Origin of the sequence: Oceanirhabdus sp. W0125-5 (assembly GCF_027938815.1) — a bacterium.
Taxonomy (GTDB): Bacteria; Bacillota; Clostridia; order Clostridiales; family Clostridiaceae; genus Oceanirhabdus.
Genome location: NZ_CP115913.1, coordinates 5,454,511 through 5,477,723, shown reverse-complemented (window position 1 = coordinate 5,477,723; position 23,213 = coordinate 5,454,511). Strand labels below are relative to the sequence as shown.

Sequence of the window (23,213 nt, the reverse complement as noted above, 5' to 3'; positions counted from 1 at the left end):
TTATCCACTATAGGTAATTATATGAAGGGATAGATTGTCTTGAAAAAGAATGCGATAATAGTTGGTGCTGGAATAGGCGGAATGGCTACAGCTATTAGATTATTAAATAGAGGTTTTAAAGTTCAAATATTTGAAAAAGAGAAATCTATAGGCGGAAAGGTAAATATTTTAGAAAAAGATGGATTTAAATTTGATTTAACAGCTTCAATTTTAATGACACCAGATATATATAAAGAAATATTTTTTGATATTGGTAAAAATCCAGATCATTATCTAAATTTCTTAAAAATCGATCCCTTTTATAGAGTTTTTTTTGAAACAGGAAGTTATATGGATTTTTATGAAAATATCAACAAAACTATAGAATCCATTGAAGCTATTTCAACAGAAGATAGTATAGGTTATATGAAATTTATTGATAAGACTTATGAAAAATATAAGATTGCTGATGAAAATTTTTTAAGATGTAATTTTGATAGTTTTAATAGTTTTTTTAATATAGGCACATTAAGAAAAGCTCTAAAACTAAAACCACTTAAATCTACATATAATTACTTAAAAAACTATATCAAAGATGAGAGATTAATAAGTTTTTTATGTTTTCAAGCAATGTATATAGGGGTATCTCCATTTAAAGAATCTAACGTTTATACATTGATTCCTTTAGTATCGCAATTGTATGGGTTGAGACTTATAGAAGGAGGAATGTACTCATATATCAATGCTCTAAAAAAAGTAATAGAAGAACTTGAAGGAGAAATATATACAAATGCAAAGGTAGATAAAGTTTTAATTAAAGAAGGAGTAGCACAGGGAATAGTTTCTAATAACAACATTTACAAAAGTGATATAGTTATTTGTAATGCTGAATATTCATATGCAGTAGAAGAGTTAATAGACGAAGAATTTATAACATTAAAAGATAGGGCTTTAAAACATTCACCTTCAGTATTTATTATATATTTAGGATTAGATAAAAAATATGAAAATTTAAAGGTGCACAATCATTTTCTATCTAAAAACTTTAGAAACAGTATTGAAAGTTTTTTTCATGGAGAAATGTGTTCAGAACCATCCATATATATATATTCTCCAAGTAGAATTGATTCGAATATGGCACCAAATGGATGTGAAGCAATTAATGTAATGATAAGGGTACCAAACTTAATGCAATCTAATGGTAAGTGGGATGAAGGTTACAAAAAAAACATAAGAAATATCCTTATTGATAAAATTAAAATGATACAGGGGTTTGAGGATATTGAGGAACATATTATTCTTGAGGAATACTTGACTCCATATGATTTAAGAGAAAGATTTAATGCATATGGTGGAGCGGCGTTTTCAATAAGTCATAATCTTTTTCAGACAAATTATTTTCGACCTCATATAAAACACAAGAAAATAAAAAATCTTTATTTTACAGGAGGATCAGTACACCCAGGTACAGGAGTATCATTGGTGCTATTAAATAGTAAACTTGTAGAGGAGTCAGTAATGAGAGATATTAAATAATATTTTAGGTAGGGGACGGTTCATTAAAACTTTTATCGTTTTAATGAACCGTCCCTAGTTTGTTTACTAGCTTCCAAATATATTAACTTTTAGTGTATAATATTTAGTATAAATTTAGATTATATAAATACTTAGGTTAGATGATAATTTAATTAAATATTAATAGAAATATATAGATGCAAAGTAGAGGAGTAAAGTGATAATGAATATTCAAATTTTCGGTACTAAAAAGTGTTTTGAAACAAAGAAAGCAGAAAGATATTTTAAAGAGAGAAGAGTAAAATATCAGTTGGTTGATATGAATAGTAAAGAGTTGAGTAAGGGTGAGTTTAAGAGTGTCCTTGCTGGTGTTAAGGGAGTAATGAATTTAATAGATGTAAATTCTAAAGCCTATGCAAAATCAGACTTAGCTAAAGTACGAAGTGATAGTGCGAGAGAAGAAATTTTATTTAACAATCAAAAGTTGTGCAAAACACCTATTGTTAGAAATGGTAAAAAGGCTACAGTAGGTTATCAGCCAGAAGTTTGGAAGGGTTGGGAAGAGTAGTTGATAAATTAGTTGTTGAGGGGACGGTTCATTAATTTATTTAATAAATTAATGAACCGTCCCCTATTAAAGTTGACTAGTTAAACTATATTACTCAAACTTCAGTGTAGTGCTAAGTCTATCTTCTCCAAGTATAGTATTTTTAAAGATTTCTTGAGTTTTATCTAAATAGATAATTGGATCAGATAGACTGGGGCTAAAGTGAGTTAACCAAAGTTCTTTAACATTACTATTTTGGGATAAATGAGCAGCTTCACTGAACAGCATATGTTTATTTTGAATTGCTTTAGAAAGCTCTGCATCATCACCATACATACCTTCACAAATAAATAAATCAGAATTATAAATAAAATTATTTAACTCTGGTATTGGTCTTGTATCAGTACAGTAACATATTTTTATACCTTTTCTGTCATCACCTAAAACCATATCTGGAGTATATGTTGTGCCTTTAAACTCAACGTTATCACCAGATTGAAGAATTGACCAATAAGTTTTAGGTATATTAAGACTAAGAGCCTTATTTACATTGAATTTTTTCTTTCTACTGATATTAAAAGAATAACATACTGTAGGTATTGAGTGTTCTACTGGTAATGCTTGTATATCTATTCCATTATGATGAAACTGGGTTACTCTATTTTCATTACATTCTAAAAATCTAACTTCAAAAGGTAGAGCCATACATAACTTCAATAAACCTGTTAGTATATCTTTTGATTGAGTAGGAGCAACAAGTAGTAATGGATCCACACGACCTGAATTACCTATGGTAAGTAAAAGTCCTGGTAAACCTGCTACATGATCTGCGTGAACATGAGTTAAACATATTATATCTATATTTTTAAATCCTGTATGTGCGATTTTCATTGAGACTTGAGTACCTTCACCACAATCAATGAGAATGCTTTTTCCATTATGACTTAGGAATAATGAAGTCAGTGAACGGTTTGGGGTAGGGAGACTGCCACCACAACCTAATAATGTGATATCTATCATTAAACTTATCATCCTTCCGTATTGGTTTTGTTAATAATGCTATACATCTATTTTATACTAAAAAATGGTATAATATAAAAAAGTATATGAATTTGCGAAAAAAATAAGGTGAATGATAAAGAAAAATACTTGATAATTGTATTTAAATAAAATTTTATTAATTACCTAAGAAAGAAGCGTGTTAATAATCATGAATGAGATTAAAATATTAGAACCAAGAATTTCGAATCATGCAAAAGAGGCAATTAAAGATATTGAGATTGTATTAGATGACTCTATTATCGAGAATTGTACCTTAAGAAATAATATGTTAATTAGAAATGTTGCAGAGTATATATCAATTAAAAATTCTTATTTTGAAAGTGTAAGATTTAATGGAAGTGAGTTAAGAAACATAGATGCCAGTGATTGTATATTTCATAAATGTGATTTTTCCAATGTAGACTTTAGTGATGGTATATTTCACAGAGCAAAATTTACAGAATGTAAATTAATAGGAGCAATTTTTGCAGCAGCATCATTGCAACATGTTGAATTTATAGAGTGTACTTTAAACTATTCAGCTTTAAAGTTTTCAAGAATTAAAAAAGTTGAATTCAGAGAATGTAGTTTAGTTAATGCTGATTTTGGAGATGCAGAATTGGGAGAAATTATATTTAATAAATCAAATCTTAAAGAGTCAGAATTCTCTGGGTGCAGTCTTTCAGGTATAGATTTTACTAATAGTAATATTGAGGGTATAGGTGTGAGGATAGAGGATTTAAACAACGCTATTGTCACAGCTGAACAAGCAGTTGAGCTGTCTAAGTTAATTGGAATTAAGGTTGTTAGGTAAATAAGGGACGGTTCATTAATTTTCTTTAAAAATTAATGAACCGTCCCATGGTTGTTAAAAGATAACTTGTATTAAAAGGGGGATTAGTGTTATGTGTGAGAAGGAAGAAATATTAGATCTGGTGAATGAAAATGATGAAATTATTGGGGCAGTATCAAGAAGGGAAGTATGTAAGGAAGGTATAAGGAATTATAGAGTTATAAATGCATTTATAAGAAATGAAGAAGGGAAAATATGGATACCAAGAAGAGCTGCAAACAAGAGAATGTTTCCTTTGGCTTTGGATATGAGTGTAGGAGGACATGTTCAAAGTGGGGAATCTTATCTTAAGGGATTTGAAAGAGAGCTTAAAGAAGAATTAAATATAAAACTTGATGATGTTGAATATAGAGAAGTTTTGTATTTGAATCCATACAAAGAAGATATATCCTCTTTTATGAAAGTATATGAGATTAATCTGGAGCATACTCCAGATTATAATAAATCAGATTTTATTGAGAGTTATTGGCTTACACCTCAGGAAGTAATACAAAGAATAGCAGATGGGGATAATGCAAAGAGTGACTTAATTAAAGTTATAAAGATTTTATATAAGAAGCAAATATAAATATGGTGTAGTGAGGGACGGTTCATTAATAAAATTAGAATTTTAATGAACCGTCCCTTTGGGTTTATTCATGATTGAATAAAGAATTAATAAAAATTATTGAACAATGAATAAAACGAACAAATGTTGGTATAATTACTATTAGTTATAAAATTATATGATTAGAATAGGAAGGAATGAGGATTATGCCAAGAGCAGCTAGAAAGAAAATTGAGAATGGAATCTATCATATTATATGCAAATCAAATTCTGATTCCCTGCTTTTTAGAGAAGAAAGTGACAAAGAAATGTATACTGAAATTTTAAAGAAGTATAAAAAACAATATGGAGTTAATATATTTGCAATTTGCTTTATGGATAATCATGTACATTTTATTATTGAAACCTGTGGAACGGATTTGTCTTCTGTAATGAAGAGTATTAATGTTTGTTATGTACAATATTATAATAAAAAATACGACAGAACTGGCACCTTAATGGGGGAGCGATTTAAGAGTCATTTGATTAAAGATGAAAAAAATTTAGCGAATGCATCGTTATATGTTCATAAGAATGCAAAAGACTTACCTAAATGGAGAAATAAAATTGAGAAATATCCCCATTCAAGTTTAGGAATTTATTTAGGATTGAGAGAAGATATACATGGTTTAATAGATTCAGGATATGTCATGAGATTTTTTAATAATAATATAAATCAAGCAAGGAAAGTTTATGCTGAAAGATTAGAATTAGATGATAGGATAAATTATCAAATTAAATATAACATAAATATAGATGATAAATGCGAATATAGAAGTGAAAGAAAGATATTGTATAAGGAGCTAGATCCTATTTTAATAGTTCAGCAGATTAGTAACCTTCTCGATATAGATAAAAAATATTTATATATTAAGAATAATCCATATGGTAAGAAAATGAGAGCTATGGTTGTCTTTTTTATGAGAAAATATTGTGGATTTACTCAAAGAGAAATATGTGATTTTATTGGAAATATTACTCAGTCAACTGTATCTGTTTTATGTAGCAAAGCATATGATATGATTTCTCAATATAATTTAGATAACATATTTGAGGTTTTTGCTAAAAATTGTTCAACTAAAAAATGTATGATATAATTTTTTTATATAATAATAAACATAAATTGGAAAAGGTTATTAAATAAAATAACTCAATATGATTTTTAGCAATTTAGGTTTTGGAGGGATTAATGGAATATTTTATGATTGGTATGCATGGAAAAGTAGATAAAAAAAGTATTCAAATGTGAAATTATGCTTAGATACAGGGAGATTAGCTTTACAGGAAATTATTGATACAAAGTTTGAAGCTAAAAGAGTTGTAGAAAAATTTATTAATTATATAGAAGTGGTTCATGTGTGGAATCTAAGGATTAATAATGGGATAAAAGAGTACCATTATCCTGTATTAGAAAATCAAGAGATAAAAGAGGGCTGGGGTAATGTTAAAGGAATCTTGGGAATATTATCCTATTCAAAAAGTAACTTTAAGGTTTTATTTGAGCATGATTCTAGTTTGATTAATGATAGGGATTTATTATCATGCTACAATTATGTTCGTAAGAAATTACAAGGAGTGTAATAAAATAAGACAAGCTATTTTAATATATTTCAATGTAGGGGATTAAGCAGAGATTAAGGGACGGTTCATTAATTTCTCAAATAAATTAATGAACCGTCCCCTAAAACATGCAAAACAATTTTATGAGTGCTTTGGTAAAAGAATGAATAAAATTGAATATATGTTAAGAATAAGCTCGTATAATATTTAATAGTACTGTTGTAAGTTATAATTAATTAGGGATAATATTTAAAAGGGGTGGCTATGAATATGGATAAACTTTGGTGGGGAGTTTTGATGATGTTATTTGATGTAAGGGTAGTTGGGTTTGATATACTACCTGATATTGTAGGAATTATACTTATATACTTAGCTTTGACAGAATTAGAAAGTTGTAATGAAGATTTTAAAAATGCTAAAAGTTTAAGTTTAATTGTAGGGATATTTATACTAATAAGGTTTATATTTAGAAGTAGTCTATTATTTTTAACTATTGAAGTAATTGTAACTATACCGATGATATATTTCATTTTAAATGGGGTTTCAGATTTACTATTGAGTGTAGGATGTAATAATATATCAGAAAAATTAATGAATTATTTTAGGATATATGTGGTATTAACAATTTGTGCGATAATATTAAGAGTACTTAGAAGTAGTGTTATATTATCAATGACTTGGATTGCAATAACAGTAATAGCTATACTAATGATTGTAACATTTTATAAAGCAAAGGAATTGGTTAAGTAAGAAGAATGTAAATTTTATGAAAGAAGTGATGAGGCATAGATATATTTAATTTTACTATGAGATTTCCTAAAATTGAAACAGAGAGATTGATATTAAGAAGAATAACCCTTAAAGATAGATTTGATATTAAGGAATTCTATTCTGATGAAGAAGTTATGAAATATTATGGTATATATACTGTTGATGATATGGATTTTATTGAGAATATGATATTTGACTTTGAAGATGGGTTTAGAACTAATAACTTTATTAGATGGGGAATAGAATTAAAAAGTGAAGGAAAGATTATCGGTACCTGTGGGTTTCATAATTGGATAAAGAAATTTTCACGTTGTGAGATGGGATATGAATTGAATAAAAATTATTGGAATAATGGATATATGAGTGAAGCATTAGCAGGAATAATTAAATATGCATTTTTAGGTATGCAGATTAATAGAATTGAAGCACAAACATATCCAGAAAACATTGCATCTTATTCAGTTCTTGAGAAACTAGGATTTAAAAGAGAAGGACTTTTAAGAGAATATGCTTATTTTAGAGATAAATTTCAAGATTTATATATGTACTCATTATTAAAGTCAGAAACAGATTATAGTAATTATGATGAGTAAGAAGTTGTTGTGATATGCTTTGAGAATAGAAAGTAAACAAACTAGGGACGGTTCATTAATTTTTTTAATAAATTAATGAACCGTCCCTAGTTTTAATTAAAAGAATCAATAAATAATAATTGACTTTAAATTTTAACAATGTATAATTAAGTAAGAAAATGAAATATATACTCATAGGTTGAAAGAGTAATTAATATACTTTTTTATTAAAAGGGAAGTTGGGTGAAATGCCCACACGGTCACGCCACTGTATGAGCTTAGTTAATCTAATACCACTGACACTTACATTTGTTGGGAAGGAGATTAGTGTAAATGCTTGAGTCAGGATACCTGCCTATTGAGAAGATACATATAGATAGTGTTTTTCACATTGTCTATAACTCTACGAGGGATGGAGTGTATTTATGATGAGATTTTATCAAGGTTATTATTTATCTTGGTTTATTTATCATGAATTTAACCCTCGTGCTATTAGAAGTATGAGGTTTTTTTATTATCTAAAAGGAGGAAAGGGTATGAAAAATTTATTAAAGGGGTTTACGGTTAAGGATTTTGTTGTTATTTCAATAGGAGATTTTCTTGTTGCATTAGGATTATTCTTTTTTTTGATGCCTAATAGCATTGCTGCTGGAGGGGTTAACGGATTAGCTATGGTAATAAATAATTATTTACCATTTATATCAATTGGAATGTTGATGTGGATAATGAATATAATTTTATTTATAGTTGCATTTTTAATAATTGGTCCAAGTTTTGGTGCAAAGACCATATATGCAAGTTTTTTATTGTCAGGATATATTGTTGTACTTGAAAAGATATACCCTGTTTTTAAACCAATCACAGGGGATGTCATGTTAGAAATGATTATTGGAATTATTATTCAGGGAATAGGTATGGCAATAATATTTAACGCTAATGCTTCAACTGGTGGAACTGATATTATTGCGAAAATATTAAATAAGTTTTTCAGTTTCGACATTGGAAAGTCCCTTTTAATTACTGATGTAGTGGTAACATTATTTGCAGGTATAACTTTTGGTATAGCAAAGGGATTATATGCACTTGTTACAGTAACTATGAACGGATTACTTATAGATAAAGCGATTGAGAGTTTTAATGCGCTAAAAGAAGTTAAAATAATTAGTTCAGAGAATGAGAAGATAAAAGAATTTATTATGAATGAGTTAGAGAGAGGTACAACAGTATATCATGGAGAAGGTGGATTCACGCAAAAGCCTATGGAGATATTAAGTACAGTGGTGAGCAAAAGACAATTTATAACTTTAAAAAACTATATAAAGACTATAGATAAGAATGCATTTATAAAAGTATACGATGTTTATGAAACTTTTGGAGAAGGATTTAAGAATATAGTAGGGTAATTTAAGTTATCAGCAAGACAAGTAGGGGACGGTTCATGAATTTTTAATATAAATTCATGAACCGTCCCCTACTTGTCCCCTACTTGTCTTATTTTAAAAGAAACTTCATGAAATGTTCAAAAATTTTACCTAATTGTGCACTTTAATGTGCAAAATAATGATAAAGTGAGATTTGCAGATTATAATGAGATTGTAATTAAGAAGAAAAATTAATATGTGATATTTGTGGGAGGGACAAAAATGTTTAAGAAAAAATTATTTGCTCTTGGACTTGCAGCAGTAATGTCTGTAGGATTATTTGTTGGTTGTGGAGCAAAGAAAAATGAAGCTAAAGAAAACAAAACTTTAACTGTTTATTGTGGATTAATGCAAGACCACATGATTAAAGCGGCTAAGGAGTTTGAAAATGAGACTGGAATCAAAGTGGAAGCAGTAAGAATGAGTTCTGGTGAGATTCTAGGAAGAATTAACGCTGAAAAAGAAAATCCGAAAGCATCTGTATGGTTCGGTGGTCCAGCGGATGGGTTCATAAATGCAAAAGAGAAAGGTCTTTTAGATGCATATGTTTCACCAAATGCTGAAAAAATACCAGCTATGTTTAAGGATGCTGAAGGTTATTGGACAGGAATATATAAAGGTTACTTAGGATTCGTTTCTAATGAAGTTCTTTTAAAGGAAAGAGGAGTAGAAAAGCCACAAACATGGGAAGATCTTTTAAAGCCAGAATTTAAAGGACAGGTTGTTATGGCAAATCCAGGTTCATCTGGAACAGCATATACTACTTTAGCAACAGTACTTCAATTGATGGGTGAAGAAAAAGGTTTAGAGTATATGGCAAAATTAGATAAGCAAATGAAAACTTATACTAAATCAGGTACTGCACCAGGAAGAATGGCTGGTCAAGGGGAATGTATGGTAGGTATTACATTCTTACATGATGCTATCAAGTATAAAGAAGAAGGAATGAAGGATATCACTATTTCTGCACCAGTTGAAGGAACTGGTTTTGAAATTGGTGCTGTTGGTATCATTAAAGGGGCTCCAGAAATGGAAGCAGCTAAGAAGTTTATTGATTGGGTGTTAACTAAAGAAGCACAAGAAATTGGGCAAACAGTTGGATCATATCAGTTCCTTACTAACCCAGAGGCTAGTAACCCTGAGCAAGCAAAGCAAATCGAAGACACTAAGCTTATTGACTATAACTTCAAATGGGCTGGAGAGAACAGAGGAGCTTTAGTTGAAAAATGGAACGAGGCTGTTAAAAAATAATATTAATTTAAATTAGTAAACAAGTAGATTAATCTTCAGAGAATACTCTCTGAAGATTAATCCATTATAAGACATATATTGAATATTCAGACAATTAACGTAGGGATAATTGTAAAAAAAGAATATTTCCTGAGAAATAAAACACAATTTAAAATGCTAAAATCTATGAAATGAGTTCTAACTATTACCACATATTTAATATCTTCATAGATCTACAAAGTTCCCCTAAATATTTAGAACTCATTTCTAAATTGAATATAAAATTAACTAAATCATAAGTTTGAGGTGATAAGAATGAAAGGGAAAGAAACACTCCCAGAAAAGAAAAATGCTGATAAAAAGCGTTTTATGAACTATCATATGGTTGAAATGAAAAAGATATTAAGAGATCCAATACTTACAGGATCTATACTAGTTATTATAGCAGCTCTTGCGCTATTTATAGTTTATCCTTTGTATAATATTTTAAAAGAGAGTTTTTTAACTGAAAATAATATAATTACACTTAAATATTATAAAGAGGCACTTAGTAATACTGAGAATATTCAGGTATTAAAAAATACAATAGTATTAGGTGTGTTTGTTGGATTTGTTGCAACGGCTATAGCATTTTTATTTGCTTATGCAGATGCATTCTTGAAAATTAGATTTAAGAAAATCTTTAATATAGTTTCAATACTACCTATTATATCTCCACCATTTGCATTAGCTATGTCATTTATTATGTTATTTGGACAAAGAGGTATTATTACACATAAATTATTAGGAATACAGAATGCTAACGTATATGGATTTAAAGGACTAGCTATAGTTCAGATACTAACATTCTTCCCAGTTGCATATTTATTGCTTCTTGGAATGTTAAAACAAATAGATCCATCTATTGAAGAGGCAGCAAGAAACATGGGAGCATCAAGAGGGCAGGTATTTAAAACAATAATTCTTCCACTTGTTAAGCCAGGAATATTAAATGCATTTTTACTTGTTTTCATTCAAAGTGTTGCTGACTTTGGTAATGCTATGGTAATTGGAGGAAACTATACAACATTATCAGCTCAAGTATATATTCAATCAATGGGTAACTACGACCTAAAAGGAGGAACAGCATTAGCTTCAGTTCTATTATCAATATCTATACTGATGTTTGTTCTTCAAAAATATTGGATAGGAAATAAATCATACGTAACAGTAACAGGTAAGCCATCTAGAGAAAGAAACCTAATTGAAGAAAATTATATAAGAATACCTATTCAGACTATATGTGTTATTATCACAGTATTTATAATTGTATTATATGGATTAATACCAATAGGATCATTCGTTAAGGTATGGGGTATTGATTACACTCCAACACTTAAGCACTATCAATATATAGCAGATTTAGGGCTAAAATCAATAATTGATACAACTAAGTTTGCACTTATTTCAATGCCTATTACAGGTATACTTGGAATGGTTATAGCATTCTTAATAACAAGAAAGAAATTTATAGGAAGAAAAGCAATAGAATTCACATCTTTATTAGCAATGGCAATACCAGGTACAGTAATAGGTATGGGATATGTATTATCATACAATAAATATCCTTTAATGCTTACAGGAACAGCAACAATCATAGTACTTTCTTTTGTATTTAGAAGTATGCCAGTTGGTATAAGATCAGGTATTGTTTCACTACAGCAGATAGACCCTGCTATTGAAGAAGCAGCACAGGACTTAGGAGCAAATACTTTCAAAGTATTCTCATCTGTTACAATACCACTTATTAAATCAGCATTCTTCAGCGGACTTATCTACAGTTTCGTAAGAAGTATGACAGCGTTAAGTGCAGTTATATTCTTAGTTTCTGCTAGATATAACATGTTAACTGTTGAGATAATGTCACAGGTTGATGTAGGAAGAGTTGGTGTTGCAGCGGGATATTGTACAATACTTATAACTATTGTATTAGTTGTTGTTGGAATTATGAAGTTGTTATTAAGTAAATTAGGTATAGATACTAGTCAGGTTAAAGGATAGGAGGAGTAATTATGGGACAGTTAAAGAATGTTACAGTTAAAAATTTAGTTAAAAATTATATAGGAAATGACGGAAAGTTATTTACAGCAGTTAATAATATAGAAGTTGAGATAAAGGCAGGAGAATTTGTTACTTTACTTGGGCCATCAGGATGTGGTAAGACTACTACTTTGAGAATGATTGCAGGATTTGAAATCCCTACTGAGGGAGAAATATATATTGGAGAGGAAGAGGTTTCAACTCAAACTCCAGATAAAAGAGATACATCTATGGTATTCCAAAGTTATGCGCTTTTCCCACATTTAAATATCTTTGATAACGTTGCTTATGGGCTTAAACTTAAGAAAATGAGTAAGAGTGAGATTAAAGATAAGGTTAAGAAAATACTAGAATTAGTAGGGCTTACTGATCTAGAACTTAGAGCTCCAAACCAGTTATCTGGAGGACAACAGCAGAGGGTAGCATTAGCACGTGCCCTTGTTATGGAGCCATCTGTACTTTTATTTGATGAACCATTATCAAATCTTGATGCTAAGTTAAGAATTTATATGAGAAATGAGATTAGAAGAATACAGAAGGAAACGGGAATAACAAGTATATATGTAACACATGATCAAGCAGAAGCTATGAGTATGTCTGATAGAATCATACTTATGAATAAAGGGGAAATAGAGCAAGTAGGTACACCAAATGAGATATACCAAAAGCCTGCTACTGCATTTGTTGCTGACTTTATTGGACAAGCTAATATTATGATAGCGCAGGTAGTAGAGAGTGACGGGGAAAAAACTATTATAGGTTTCGCTGGAAAGACATATAAAGTTGCAAGTGATATGAAATTAAATTCTGGAGATAAGGTTAAGGTTGTTATAAGACCTGAAGCTCTTGATGTAAAAGAAGAAGGAAACACAGAGATTACAATTAAATCTTCAGTATTTATGGGTTCATATCAGGATTATTTAATAGATTTAAATGGACAAGAGTGTAAGATTGAAGGACATAACCCTCATAACAAAAGAATTTTCAAAGAGGGAGAAAAAGCATTTATAGACTTAAGTGAAGAAATTATGCATCTAGTTCCATTCAACTAATTAATGAAAAAGGAAAAAATAAATTATTGAGTTATATCTCTATAATTTATTTTTTCTTATATAATGGGGAGTGAGTGAAATGGACTACACACAAATTATTATTAGATTAGTATTATGTGTTCTTATTGGTGGTATGATCGGGTACGAAAGAGAAGTAAAAAATATGCCTGCTGGATTAAGAACACATATACTTGTATGCATTGGTGCCGCAGTGGTTTCAATGATGCAGCTGCATATGATACAAGAATCAATAGAAATAATTAAAAATAATCCTGAAACTGTAAATATGTTAAAATCTGATTTTGGAAGAATGGGGGCACAGGTAATAACAGGGGTAGGATTTTTAGGAGCGGGTACAATATTACATCACAAAGGATCGGTTAAAGGGCTAACCACAGCAGCCACAATATGGGTTACAGCTTGTATTGGACTTGCCATTGGAATGGGATATTATACATTAAGTATTCTCAGTGGATTTATGGTATACTGTGTAGTGGTAACTCTTAAAAAATTTCAAAATAAATTTATATTATAATATTTAAAACTAGGGTGTCATTGATATCCTAGTTTAAAGTCGTATATAGGAGAATTATCATGAAAAAGGTTAAGGGATTTAAAAGAAAGTTATTTAAATCATATATGATCATTGGGGTTATACCACTAATTTTAATGACTATGGTATGCTATTATGCAACTTTTGAAATGGTATCAAAAAAGATAAATTCATCAATTGATAATAATATGGGGATAGTAGCTGAATTGCTGGATTCTACATTGACTAATCTTGAAAGTATCGCCGATTATATTGGTGAACATGAAGAAATAAAGGATATACTTAGGAAGCCAGAATATGAGAGTTATGATGAGAGATTTGAAGATGTTCAAAAAATCTATAAGATTATTAATAGTATTGAGGTTAAGAAGATGGACATACCTATATATATAAGTGGTATGAAGAATCCTCTTAGCAGATTTACAACACAACCGAATTTTTCGGAGATGTACTTTAATGTTAATGGATATGCATTTAGTATATTTAATTCTTTTGAGTCGGATACTGTATATTTTGCTCACAGGAGATATGATGGAAGGGAGAGTAAAGATATAGTTATGACTATTATCAGAAGAATGAGAGATCACGTAACTGATGAGGTTTTAGGATATGTTTTTTTAGATATATATGATGAATATTTTGATGATGTATTTAAAAAGGTTAATCTAGGAGAAGAATCTAATATATTGATTTTAGATGACAAGGGAAAGATAGTAACTGATAAAATATATAAAGAAGATTTACCTGTTATTTATGGAAGTCATGAGATTGACTTTATTCTTGAAAATAAGAAAGGAAGCTTTGAGTTTTTTAATAAATCTTATATGATGTATTTTAATACACTTAGTGCTACAGGATTTAAAGTCATAAATATTGTACCTTATAGTGAAGTTTATGGAGAGAGCACAATAATTATAAGAATATTTCTCATACTTTTAGGAATTATGATTTTACTATCTATAGGATCTTCATTAGTTATGAGTGGAAGAATATCAAAGCCTATTAATGAGTTATCAAGACTTATGAAGAGAGTGGAAGATGGAGATTTAAATGTTGAGTTTAATTATGAATGTAAAGATGAAATAATGGAGCTTGGAAAGAGTTTTAATAAGATGGTTAGTGAGCTGGACAGATTAATTCAAGAGGTGTATTTAAAGCAATACCTTTTAAAAGAGGCGGAATTAAATAATCTTAAAGCTCAGATTGATCCACATTTTTTATATAATACTTTAGAATCTATAAAGTGGATGGCCAAGCTAGGTGAGAATGATGGGGTTGTAAAGATGACAATAGCACTAGGCAAACTTTTAAGATATAACATAAGTAGTAAAGAGAATATTGTAACAATAAAAGATGAAATTGAGCATATGAAAAATTATCTAACTATTCAAAAAATTAGATATAGAGACAAATTCTCTGTAGAATTTGAAATTGATGATGAAATAAAGAATACTAAAATACTTAAATTATTGATACAACCTTTAGTAGAAAATGCAATTGTTCATGGTTTAGAGAAATTAAAGGGTGAAGGAGTCATGATTATAAAGGGATATCAAGAAGGAGAATTTATCTGTATCGAGATCATTGATAATGGACAAGGTATTAAAGAGGATGGTAAGCATAGAGGGTTCGGAATTGGACTATCAAATGTAGATAAGAGAATAAAGTTGCATTATGGTGATACTTATGGAGTTACACTGAAGAGAATAAAGGATATGACACATGGGATAATTGTGTTGCCTAAGGAGTCGATATAACATGGTTAAGGTTATGATTGTTGATGATGAGTATATAATTCGCGAAGGAATGAAGAGATGTATTAACTGGGATGAGCTTGGATGTATTATTTGCGGAGAAGCTGAAGATGCAGAAGAGGGAATTGAGGTTGCAAAAGATCAGAAACCAGACATAATAATTTCTGATATATGCATGGCAGATAGAAATGGTCTTGATATGTGCAGAGAAATAAGAAAAATTAATCCAGATTGCAAAATACTTATTATTTCAGGTTACGATGAGCTTCAATATGCGAAAGAAGCAATAAAACTTAATGTAGAAGATTATATTCTTAAACCAGTAGATGAAGATGAACTGATTGAGTTGATAAAGAAAATGACTAAAGAGATAAGAGTAAAAAAGGATAGGGTGTTTATTGCAAGAGAGAAAATTCTACTGGATATGTTAAGAGGAAAAGTGCGAGGTAAGGAGATAATTAATGAATTATCTAATATATATCGTATAAATTCTAAAGAAGTATCTATATGCTGTATACAAAATGAGTTTTATCAAGAAGCTTTGGAAAAATCACAATTTGACAGTTTTTACAAACAAAATGAAGAACTAAAATATCTTGTAGATTTTCATTTTAAAGAAGAAGAATATTATTATATAGAGAGCCATGAGAATATATTCACATTAATTTTGGATGCAAATATGGATGAAAGTGAACTTATATATAAATTAGAACTTATTCAGAGCAAAATGAAAGAAAAGTTCAACATTAATCTAACTGTAGGATGTTCTGATAAAAAGATGATAGGGGATATAAGGCATGCGTATAGAGATGGAAAGCAGGCACTTAAGAACAGGGTTTATAAAGGTATAGGAACTATAAATTTTTATCATGAGCTTAGAGAAGAGAATAAAGTTAAGTGGAAGAGTATTTTGAACCTTGAAAATCATTTCAGAGAGGCATTAAGAACAGGTAACAGGAAAAAAGTTGAACAAAATCTTGAAGATATATATATGGGAATATTTCGAGAAGCCTATGTTGGGTATGAAATAATAAATCAGTTAACAAAAGATTTAATATCAACAGGGTATAAGGTACTAAGTGAGAAGAATATATCTAATGAAACTGCATTTGGAGAAGGGCAAGACCCTTTTGAGAGTTTTAATGAACTAAAGACATTGAAAAGTATGTATGATTTTATGAAGGGGTTCTCGCTTAAAGTAGTAGATGCTATAAAGATTCAGAATAGTGACTTGTTGGATAGCGGACTTGATAAAGCGTTAGTTTTTATAAAAGAAAGATATACAGAGAATATATCATTATCTGACGTGGCGAAATATGTATTTATGTCTGAGAGTTATTTAAGCAGGAAGATAAAGAAGACCATAGGTATAAGTTTTACTGAATATGTGACAAAACTTAGGATTGAAAAATCAATAGAACTCATGAAAGAAGGAAAATATAAAATTGGAGAAGTTGCTAACATGGTTGGGTATCCTGACTATAGATACTTCTCAAGAACATTTAAAAAATATACGGGAAAGTCACCTAGGGATATGACTTAGTATAAGCAAGATATAAGTGGGACTTCGCGCAGGACAAGCGGGGGACGGTTCATGAATTTATTAAAAGAATTCATGAACCGTCCCCCGTTTGTTCTTGCTTGTTCTTTATTACGTGGTAGTATATAATAATAAAAGAAAATTATGGATGAGGGAGCTAGGGGAATGACATTAATAGAGAACATCTCAGAGGATATTTTGATATTAGTATTAACAGTGTTTCCTGTTATGTATATTAATATATATTTGCTGAAAATTTTATGGAGCTATAAAGCCATAGAAAACTGTACTATTAACATCAGTGGAATGAAAGAACCTCATAAAGAATTTAGTTTTATAAAGGGGATTCCTATGATGATATTTCTTATAGTTCTTTATGATAATGATGGTTTTATAGTTGAGTATTTTAATGGTTATTTAATAGAGTGTAAATTAGTAAGTTATATTCTATATATAGTAATAGTAGGAGTCGTAAGTAAAATTATTGGATATATAATGGATAACAAACAATGGGAATCAGGAATTTTAACTATAAAAAATCAACTAATAAAGAATATAATTCTTAATGTTTCTTTTATAGTAATGATTACTATCAGTGTTGTATATAGTGATTTTCTTGGAATTAAAAAGGATTATATGATTATGATTGGATTAATTATTATTCAAGTTTTAATAATTATATCAATGAAACCAATAAAATATTATGTTTTAATAACTGAAGCAGGTATATACTTGCCTCATATGAAGATTGATTGGGAGACAATTATTGGCTATGAATTTGAAGATAATTTATTGATAATTAAGAGAGAGACTGAAGAAGGGTATGAGGAATACTCATTAAATGTATATCAAGAAGATAGAGGGAAGATAGCTAGTTACTTTACAAAGAGAATTGCATAAAAATAATATTTTAAGGGTGGGAATATGACGATTATAGAAAATATGACTTGGGAAATGGGCTTAATATCAGTATTAGTCTTGGGAATAACAGTTTATTTAGAAATTACTCTTTTAAAATTTAGAAATTTTGAGTATTGTGAGATCAATTTCTTTGTAGCTAGAAAACCATTTGGTGGATTTTGGTTTAGAATTGCGGATGGTTTCGTAATGGCATTTTATTTTTCAATGTATAAATCAATTGAAGATTATATTCAAAAGGTGTTAGGTTTAAATGGAGTAATGATGTTTTTGCTAGAATTAATAATTCTTTTGGGGGGAATTTATGGTTTATCTTTTCTGTTAAACTGTATAATAAAAAGTTCGATGATTCAATTTAAAGAGTTACAATTAATGGATAGAGGGATTGAAAGACGATTAAGTGTAAATATTATAATAAATTTAGTGATAACTTTGATAATAATATGTGGTATTTTGTTCACATCAAGTAATGATACTAATAGGATTCTAATGTTGATGGTTACTGTAGTTGTAGCAGAAGCAATGCTTATTTCCTCAATGAAAACATTAGAGCATTCAGTGAAAATAAATGAAAAAGGAATATACTTTCCTCATATGAACATAAAATGGAATACTATTATTGATTATGAATGGGAAGAAAATAAATTAATTCTTAAGAGAAAACCAGATAAATGGCTTTATGAGATTAAAATAGATGTTGATGATAATGATGTTATAGAGGTAGATAAATTTCTATTAAATAAAGTGTTATATAAGAAACTTAGTGTTGATGCTAAACAAGTAAGCAAACAATAAAGACAAACGGGGGACGGTTCATGAATTTATTAAAAGAATTCATGAACCGTCCCCCGTCTGTCACCCGTTTGTCTTATTTTCTAACATGTTTTATATATATGAGATTTCTTATCCAAATCCAATAAAGGTATAAACAAAATACTGAAAATAAGTGAAAGAAGACGCCTAAAATGTTTGATATCATAACTTCTGAGATAATACCTAGAATAAAAATAATTAGAAAAATAGTAATTAATATATCAAATAGATAGTGTTTTAAACTTTTATTTAGTGGAGCTGATGGAGAAAATGCTACTTGGAAATATTTTAAGGGTATTATTTTTTTTAATATCGATATATGTAAGGAAAAGTGAAAAATCATAAGGAGAAATACGATTATTAATGGAGATAAACCAACAGTTGCTAAGCTACTATCACCAGGATAAGCAGCATAACTATTTACCAACCTATCAATATAAAGTTCTTTAAAAAAAATACAGGATAAAAATGTTGAAAATATGCTAATTGAAAAAAATATATACTTATTAATTCTCAAATTATACACCTCCAAAAGGGTTATATATATATATTACCATATATTTGTAAAAATTAAAGGTATATACAAAATCTAAAAGAGATAAAACTATAAAATATTAGATTAATTTAAGTAAATTTAATTTAATGTGTAAGTTAAAACAAAATAATCAGTTATATTGTGATAATATCAAACTAATAAGTGAAAAAGAAGGGGGTAACTAGGGGACGGTTCATTAATTTATTTAGAAAATTAATGAACCGTCCCCTATTTTTCCTTTTAAATATTGTAGTATAATATTAATCAATAACTATTGTGAGGATGAGTATAATGAAAGAATATTATATAGATAAGTCAAAGAGAGATAGTATAAGCATTGAAAAGTTAAAGCTATATAAAAGATTATTGAGTATAAAAAATATAGTGATTGTAGTGGTGATATTTACAATTATGATCATGACATCATCATGTGCTAAGGTATCTATGCCAGAGGAATTGATTTCAGGAGTACAGGAGAAATCAAATTATGCAGATATTATAAAATTATTAGCTGAAGAGGATAAGACAATTACAATTGCAGTTGATCAAGAAGATTCAGCTTTTAGGGAGATTAATTTATTGGGAGATGATGATAAAGAGGTGGTGGTGCTATCTAAATATAAAAATAGTTTAGATGAATCAGATACATATTATGAAATACAGATATATAAGTATAAGAATAATAGATGGAATAGGCTGACTTATGCTCCTGTGAGCAATGGTGTAGATGGAAATAATATTTCAATATCAAAAGTAGAATTTGGCGATATTACAGCAGATGGGTATCCAGAAATATTAATAACTGCATTTAATGAAGATACTGGGGATTACAACCTAAAAGTATACTCATACCACGATGGATATTTTCAAAATCTATATTCGGATTTTATAGGTGATTATCAAATATTTGATATAGACTCTGATGATAAACAGGAAATAATACTTATAAAGAATGAGGAAGATTATAACTACTTAGATGTTTTAGCTTTTAATGGATTGGAATTAGTAGAAACGTATAGAGAATATATTGAAATGTATGCTAATTCACTTAGGTTAAAAGCTGGAAGAGTTGATAGTAAGAGAAAAGGAATATATATTTATGGTCAAAATAGATATTTTAGTGAAGATTTAATGCTTCTTATTTACTCTGGAAAGGTAGAGGAGATTAGTAATAATAGTCAAAGGAATAATGAAAATGCAATGATATTTAATATAATTCCTGTTGGAATAAGAGAAGAGTTAGTAAATATTATCTCTATTGAAGATGTTAATAATGATGGAATTTTGGATATAGGATGTTTGAGGCAATCAGCAGAATTATATGATTATAAAAATAAAATTGAAGGGATCAAGGAATTTGTAACAAAGTCAGTGAGAATCTGGTTTACATATAATACAGATGGGAATTATACTATTGCAAAAAGAGAATATGTAAATAAAGAATACAATTTTAAGATTATATTACCTAATGAGATTAGGAGTAAAGTTGCAATTATTGAAGAACGTCAGAAATATAATGAGCAAAATAATGTTGAGAAGCAAGTGGAAGAGAAATGGCAAAATAAAATATCATTTTATGATATTGGAAATGAGATACCGGTAAAAGTTTTATCAATTATTATCCATAAGAATGATAATTTTGATGAAAAAGATTCAAAGATCATTAAGCTTGGAAAAAATCAACTATATAATTATAGTGCTTCAATTCCTAAATCAATATATGATAAGGGAGAGATTTCAGAAGAATATATTAAAGATATCTTTAGGGTTATAGACAGGAAAGGAGCAGAAATAAATGAAGAATAAGATATTAATACTAGAGGATGAATTTTCTATCAGAAGCTTTATGAAACTAAAACTCAAATCCTTGGGATACGAGGTTATAGATTTCGATAATTCAAGAGAGGCATTGAACTTTTGTGATGAAGATGTGGATGTGGCATTGTTGGATGTTATGTTACCTGATATAGATGGATTTGAGGTTTGCCGAAGGTTGAAAGTAGCATTCCCAGATATGGGGATTATAATGATTACTGCTAAAGGCAGTGAGGAGGATATAGTAACAGGGTTAAATAGTGGTGCGGATGATTATATTGTTAAACCTTTTGGAGCTAAAGAATTAGAGGCTAGAATTGCATCTGTACTTAGGAGAGTTGAACGAATAAAGCATCCTGAGAAGAAGGAAAAAAGCATAGAGACAGTAGGAGTATTCACTATTGATAATATGAAGAAGGTTGTAACAAAAAATGGGGAAGTCATAGGGCTAACGCCTACAGAGTTTCTTTTGTTAAAATCGCTGATTGAGAATAAAAACTCAACTTTAGATAGAAATGAACTTTTAGACATGGTATGGGGAGATGATTATGTAGGTGATTCAAAAGTAGTTGAGGTAAATATTAGAAGAATACGTCAGAAAGTTGAAGATGATCCATCTAAACCACAGTACATAAAAACGGTTAGAGGATATGGCTATATGTGGAGTCATGAATCATGATTAGAAAAAAAGATAGTATTAGAGGAAAGATATATTTTAATAATGCATTACTGATACTTGTTATAGTTCTTATTCTTGAACTTATATTCATCATGGCAGTTAGACAATATTATATGCAAAGTGTTAGGAGTTTGATTAAGAATAGATCATATGCAGCAATTGAGTTTTATAATGTTAAATATTCTTATGCAGATATTAAACTAAAAAGTAAAATCATATTAGAAACTGAATCAGAAGATAAAGATTTTTTTCTCGAGATATTTGACAAGGATGGAAGAATGATTACAAATTCTAATGGAGAAAATCAATTAGAGATATCAAAAGATAAGGATATCTGGGAAATTATCGGTGGAAAAAGCGAGTATGCAATAACTGAAAGAAATAAAGGAAAGCAAAGAGAGATTTCTATTACATTTCCTCTAAAGAAACTAGGTAATATTGAAGGTGCTATGAGATATAGGATTAATATAAATGAAATAATATCAGCTATAATAAATATATCAATAATATTAATACTCGCAGGATTATTTGTAATAATAATAGCATTTATATTCAGTTCAATTTTAGCTAGAGATATATTAAACCCAGTACGAGATTTAACATTAGCAGCTGAGACAATATCAAAAGGTGATTTCACTGTAAAGGTTAATAAAAAATCTAAAGATGAGATTGGAAAACTTTGTGACACAATCAATATGATGACAGAGGAAATTGAAAAGAGTAATAGAGCAAAGAATGATTTCATTTCATCCATATCTCATGAACTAAGAACGCCATTAGCAGCTATAAGAGGATGGAGTGAATTATTGAAGGAAGATCTTGATGAGAGTGACAAAGCCATGGGATTAGACATAATTACCAATGAAAGTATTCGCCTAAATACACTAGTTGAGCAATTATTAGATTTTTCAAAGTTGCAATCAAAGAGAGTAATATTAAAAAGAGATATAATAGATTTGAATAGTTTAATCACAAATGTAACTAGTTACTTTAAAAAGAGATTTGAAGAAGATCAGATATCACTTAATATTACACTGGCTAATAATAAAATTGAGATAAAAGGTGATGAGAATAGAATAAAACAGGTTATGATAAATGTTATAGATAATGCAATGAAATTCACTCCTTCAGAAGGGAAAATTTCAGTATCATCAGTAGTTGAAGAGGAATATGCAATAATAAAAATATCTGATACGGGAGTTGGGATTTCTGAGGAAGACCTTAAAAGGGTAACAGAAAAGTTTTTTAAGGGAAGTTCTTCAAAAAGTGGTACTGGAATAGGCTTAGCTTTATGTAAAGAGATAATGGAACTTCATAAAGGTGAATTTCTTATTGATAGTAAACTTGGAGTTGGAACAGAGGTAGTATTGAAATTTCCCAGATAATTATAAAATTTAATT

General features: G+C 29.1%; 21 protein-coding genes and 1 riboswitch. Of the genes, 20 read left to right on the top strand and 1 reads right to left on the bottom strand.

Features of this window, described 5'->3' with window-relative positions; genetic code table 11:
- The first annotated feature begins 39 nt into the window (after window positions 1–39).
- Window positions 40–1,515, top strand: a complete 1,476-nt coding sequence (locus OW730_RS25455; RefSeq protein ID WP_271226861.1) for a phytoene desaturase family protein — start codon at window positions 40–42, stop codon at window positions 1,513–1,515.
- 202 nt (window positions 1,516–1,717) lie between these two features.
- Window positions 1,718–2,062, top strand: coding sequence for an arsenate reductase family protein (locus OW730_RS25450; protein ID WP_271226860.1), 345 nt, complete (start codon window positions 1,718–1,720; stop codon window positions 2,060–2,062).
- A 90-nt stretch (window positions 2,063–2,152) separates the two neighbouring features.
- On the opposite strand, the gene OW730_RS25445 is transcribed toward OW730_RS25450, so the two are convergent.
- Window positions 2,153–3,061, bottom strand: coding sequence for a ribonuclease Z (locus tag OW730_RS25445; RefSeq protein WP_271226859.1), 909 nt, complete (start codon window positions 3,059–3,061; stop codon window positions 2,153–2,155).
- A 190-nt stretch (window positions 3,062–3,251) separates the two neighbouring features.
- Here OW730_RS25445 and OW730_RS25440 point away from each other — a divergent pair, with 190 nt between their 5' ends.
- From OW730_RS25440 to OW730_RS25355, 18 genes are all read left to right on the top strand, one after another.
- On the top strand, window positions 3,252–3,896 hold the full coding sequence (locus tag OW730_RS25440) for a pentapeptide repeat-containing protein (protein ID WP_271226858.1): 645 nt from the start codon (window positions 3,252–3,254) through the stop codon (window positions 3,894–3,896).
- 91 nt (window positions 3,897–3,987) lie between these two features.
- Window positions 3,988–4,503: an NUDIX hydrolase gene (locus OW730_RS25435; RefSeq protein WP_271226857.1), complete on the top strand. Its 516-nt coding sequence runs from the start codon at window positions 3,988–3,990 to the stop codon at window positions 4,501–4,503.
- Between the two features lie 185 nt (window positions 4,504–4,688).
- Window positions 4,689–5,618 (top strand): transposase, encoded by a 930-nt coding sequence (locus tag OW730_RS25430; protein ID WP_271226856.1) that lies wholly within the window; start codon window positions 4,689–4,691, stop codon window positions 5,616–5,618.
- A 148-nt stretch (window positions 5,619–5,766) separates the two neighbouring features.
- Window positions 5,767–6,102, top strand: a complete 336-nt coding sequence (locus tag OW730_RS25425; protein WP_271226855.1) for a hypothetical protein — start codon at window positions 5,767–5,769, stop codon at window positions 6,100–6,102.
- Window positions 6,103–6,351: 249 nt separating this feature from the next.
- Window positions 6,352–6,831, top strand: coding sequence for a hypothetical protein (locus OW730_RS25420; protein WP_271226854.1), 480 nt, complete (start codon window positions 6,352–6,354; stop codon window positions 6,829–6,831).
- 56 nt (window positions 6,832–6,887) lie between these two features.
- Window positions 6,888–7,445, top strand: coding sequence for a GNAT family N-acetyltransferase (locus tag OW730_RS25415; protein ID WP_271226853.1), 558 nt, complete (start codon window positions 6,888–6,890; stop codon window positions 7,443–7,445).
- Between the two features lie 158 nt (window positions 7,446–7,603).
- Window positions 7,604–7,797: riboswitch (cobalamin riboswitch) on the top strand.
- 163 nt (window positions 7,798–7,960) lie between these two features.
- Window positions 7,961–8,827: a YitT family protein gene (locus OW730_RS25410; RefSeq protein WP_271226852.1), complete on the top strand. Its 867-nt coding sequence runs from the start codon at window positions 7,961–7,963 to the stop codon at window positions 8,825–8,827.
- 240 nt (window positions 8,828–9,067) lie between these two features.
- Window positions 9,068–10,096, top strand: a complete 1,029-nt coding sequence (locus OW730_RS25405) for an ABC transporter substrate-binding protein (RefSeq protein WP_271226851.1) — start codon at window positions 9,068–9,070, stop codon at window positions 10,094–10,096.
- Between the two features lie 294 nt (window positions 10,097–10,390).
- A complete protein-coding gene (locus OW730_RS25400) occupies window positions 10,391–12,115 on the top strand; it encodes an ABC transporter permease (RefSeq protein WP_271226850.1) in 1,725 nt (574 codons plus the stop codon).
- An 11-nt stretch (window positions 12,116–12,126) separates the two neighbouring features.
- Window positions 12,127–13,206, top strand: coding sequence for an ABC transporter ATP-binding protein (locus OW730_RS25395; protein ID WP_271226849.1), 1,080 nt, complete (start codon window positions 12,127–12,129; stop codon window positions 13,204–13,206).
- A 79-nt stretch (window positions 13,207–13,285) separates the two neighbouring features.
- Complete coding sequence (locus tag OW730_RS25390; protein WP_271226848.1) at window positions 13,286–13,741, top strand: MgtC/SapB family protein; 456 nt, start codon at window positions 13,286–13,288, stop codon at window positions 13,739–13,741.
- 59 nt (window positions 13,742–13,800) lie between these two features.
- Window positions 13,801–15,516: a sensor histidine kinase gene (locus OW730_RS25385; RefSeq protein ID WP_271226847.1), complete on the top strand. Its 1,716-nt coding sequence runs from the start codon at window positions 13,801–13,803 to the stop codon at window positions 15,514–15,516.
- Window position 15,517: 1 nt separating this feature from the next.
- Window positions 15,518–17,056, top strand: a complete 1,539-nt coding sequence (locus OW730_RS25380) for a response regulator transcription factor (protein ID WP_271226846.1) — start codon at window positions 15,518–15,520, stop codon at window positions 17,054–17,056.
- 141 nt (window positions 17,057–17,197) lie between these two features.
- Window positions 17,198–17,953 carry a hypothetical protein gene (locus tag OW730_RS25375; RefSeq protein WP_271226845.1) on the top strand — a complete coding sequence of 252 codons (756 nt, stop codon included), beginning with the start codon at window positions 17,198–17,200 and terminating at the stop codon, window positions 17,951–17,953.
- A gap of 24 nt (window positions 17,954–17,977) precedes the next feature.
- Window positions 17,978–18,766 (top strand): hypothetical protein, encoded by a 789-nt coding sequence (locus OW730_RS25370; protein WP_271226844.1) that lies wholly within the window; start codon window positions 17,978–17,980, stop codon window positions 18,764–18,766.
- A gap of 844 nt (window positions 18,767–19,610) precedes the next feature.
- Window positions 19,611–21,125: a hypothetical protein gene (locus OW730_RS25365; RefSeq protein ID WP_271226843.1), complete on the top strand. Its 1,515-nt coding sequence runs from the start codon at window positions 19,611–19,613 to the stop codon at window positions 21,123–21,125.
- Entirely contained in the window at window positions 21,115–21,813 is a 699-nt protein-coding gene (locus OW730_RS25360) for a response regulator (protein ID WP_271226842.1), read from the top strand. The genes OW730_RS25365 and OW730_RS25360 overlap by 11 nt, the downstream gene beginning before the upstream one ends.
- A complete protein-coding gene (locus OW730_RS25355) occupies window positions 21,810–23,198 on the top strand; it encodes a HAMP domain-containing sensor histidine kinase (RefSeq protein WP_271226841.1) in 1,389 nt (462 codons plus the stop codon). Before OW730_RS25360 ends, OW730_RS25355 begins: the two co-directional genes overlap by 4 nt.
- The last annotated feature ends 15 nt before the right edge of the window (window positions 23,199–23,213 follow it).

What these genes read in the sequence shown, in the direction of transcription:
- OW730_RS25420 (WP_271226854.1), top strand. Translation starts at nt 6,352, where the DNA reads ATGGATAAACTTTGGTGGGGAGTTTTGATGATGTTATTTGATGTAAGG.
- OW730_RS25355 (WP_271226841.1), top strand. Translation starts at nt 21,810, where the DNA reads ATGATTAGAAAAAAAGATAGTATTAGAGGAAAGATATATTTTAATAAT.
- OW730_RS25450 (WP_271226860.1), top strand. Translation starts at nt 1,718, where the DNA reads ATGAATATTCAAATTTTCGGTACTAAAAAGTGTTTTGAAACAAAGAAA.
- OW730_RS25395 (WP_271226849.1), top strand. Translation starts at nt 12,127, where the DNA reads ATGGGACAGTTAAAGAATGTTACAGTTAAAAATTTAGTTAAAAATTAT.
- OW730_RS25365 (WP_271226843.1), top strand. Translation starts at nt 19,611, where the DNA reads ATGAAAGAATATTATATAGATAAGTCAAAGAGAGATAGTATAAGCATT.
- OW730_RS25405 (WP_271226851.1), top strand. Translation starts at nt 9,068, where the DNA reads ATGTTTAAGAAAAAATTATTTGCTCTTGGACTTGCAGCAGTAATGTCT.
- OW730_RS25380 (WP_271226846.1), top strand. Translation starts at nt 15,518, where the DNA reads ATGGTTAAGGTTATGATTGTTGATGATGAGTATATAATTCGCGAAGGA.
- OW730_RS25400 (WP_271226850.1), top strand. Translation starts at nt 10,391, where the DNA reads ATGAAAGGGAAAGAAACACTCCCAGAAAAGAAAAATGCTGATAAAAAG.
- OW730_RS25430 (WP_271226856.1), top strand. Translation starts at nt 4,689, where the DNA reads ATGCCAAGAGCAGCTAGAAAGAAAATTGAGAATGGAATCTATCATATT.
- OW730_RS25435 (WP_271226857.1), top strand. Translation starts at nt 3,988, where the DNA reads ATGTGTGAGAAGGAAGAAATATTAGATCTGGTGAATGAAAATGATGAA.
- OW730_RS25370 (WP_271226844.1), top strand. Translation starts at nt 17,978, where the DNA reads ATGACGATTATAGAAAATATGACTTGGGAAATGGGCTTAATATCAGTA.
- OW730_RS25415 (WP_271226853.1), top strand. Translation starts at nt 6,888, where the DNA reads ATGAGATTTCCTAAAATTGAAACAGAGAGATTGATATTAAGAAGAATA.
- OW730_RS25445 (WP_271226859.1), bottom strand. Translation starts at nt 3,061, where the DNA reads ATGATAGATATCACATTATTAGGTTGTGGTGGCAGTCTCCCTACCCCA.
- OW730_RS25390 (WP_271226848.1), top strand. Translation starts at nt 13,286, where the DNA reads ATGGACTACACACAAATTATTATTAGATTAGTATTATGTGTTCTTATT.
- OW730_RS25360 (WP_271226842.1), top strand. Translation starts at nt 21,115, where the DNA reads ATGAAGAATAAGATATTAATACTAGAGGATGAATTTTCTATCAGAAGC.
- OW730_RS25375 (WP_271226845.1), top strand. Translation starts at nt 17,198, where the DNA reads ATGGATGAGGGAGCTAGGGGAATGACATTAATAGAGAACATCTCAGAG.
- OW730_RS25410 (WP_271226852.1), top strand. Translation starts at nt 7,961, where the DNA reads ATGAAAAATTTATTAAAGGGGTTTACGGTTAAGGATTTTGTTGTTATT.
- OW730_RS25440 (WP_271226858.1), top strand. Translation starts at nt 3,252, where the DNA reads ATGAATGAGATTAAAATATTAGAACCAAGAATTTCGAATCATGCAAAA.
- OW730_RS25385 (WP_271226847.1), top strand. Translation starts at nt 13,801, where the DNA reads ATGAAAAAGGTTAAGGGATTTAAAAGAAAGTTATTTAAATCATATATG.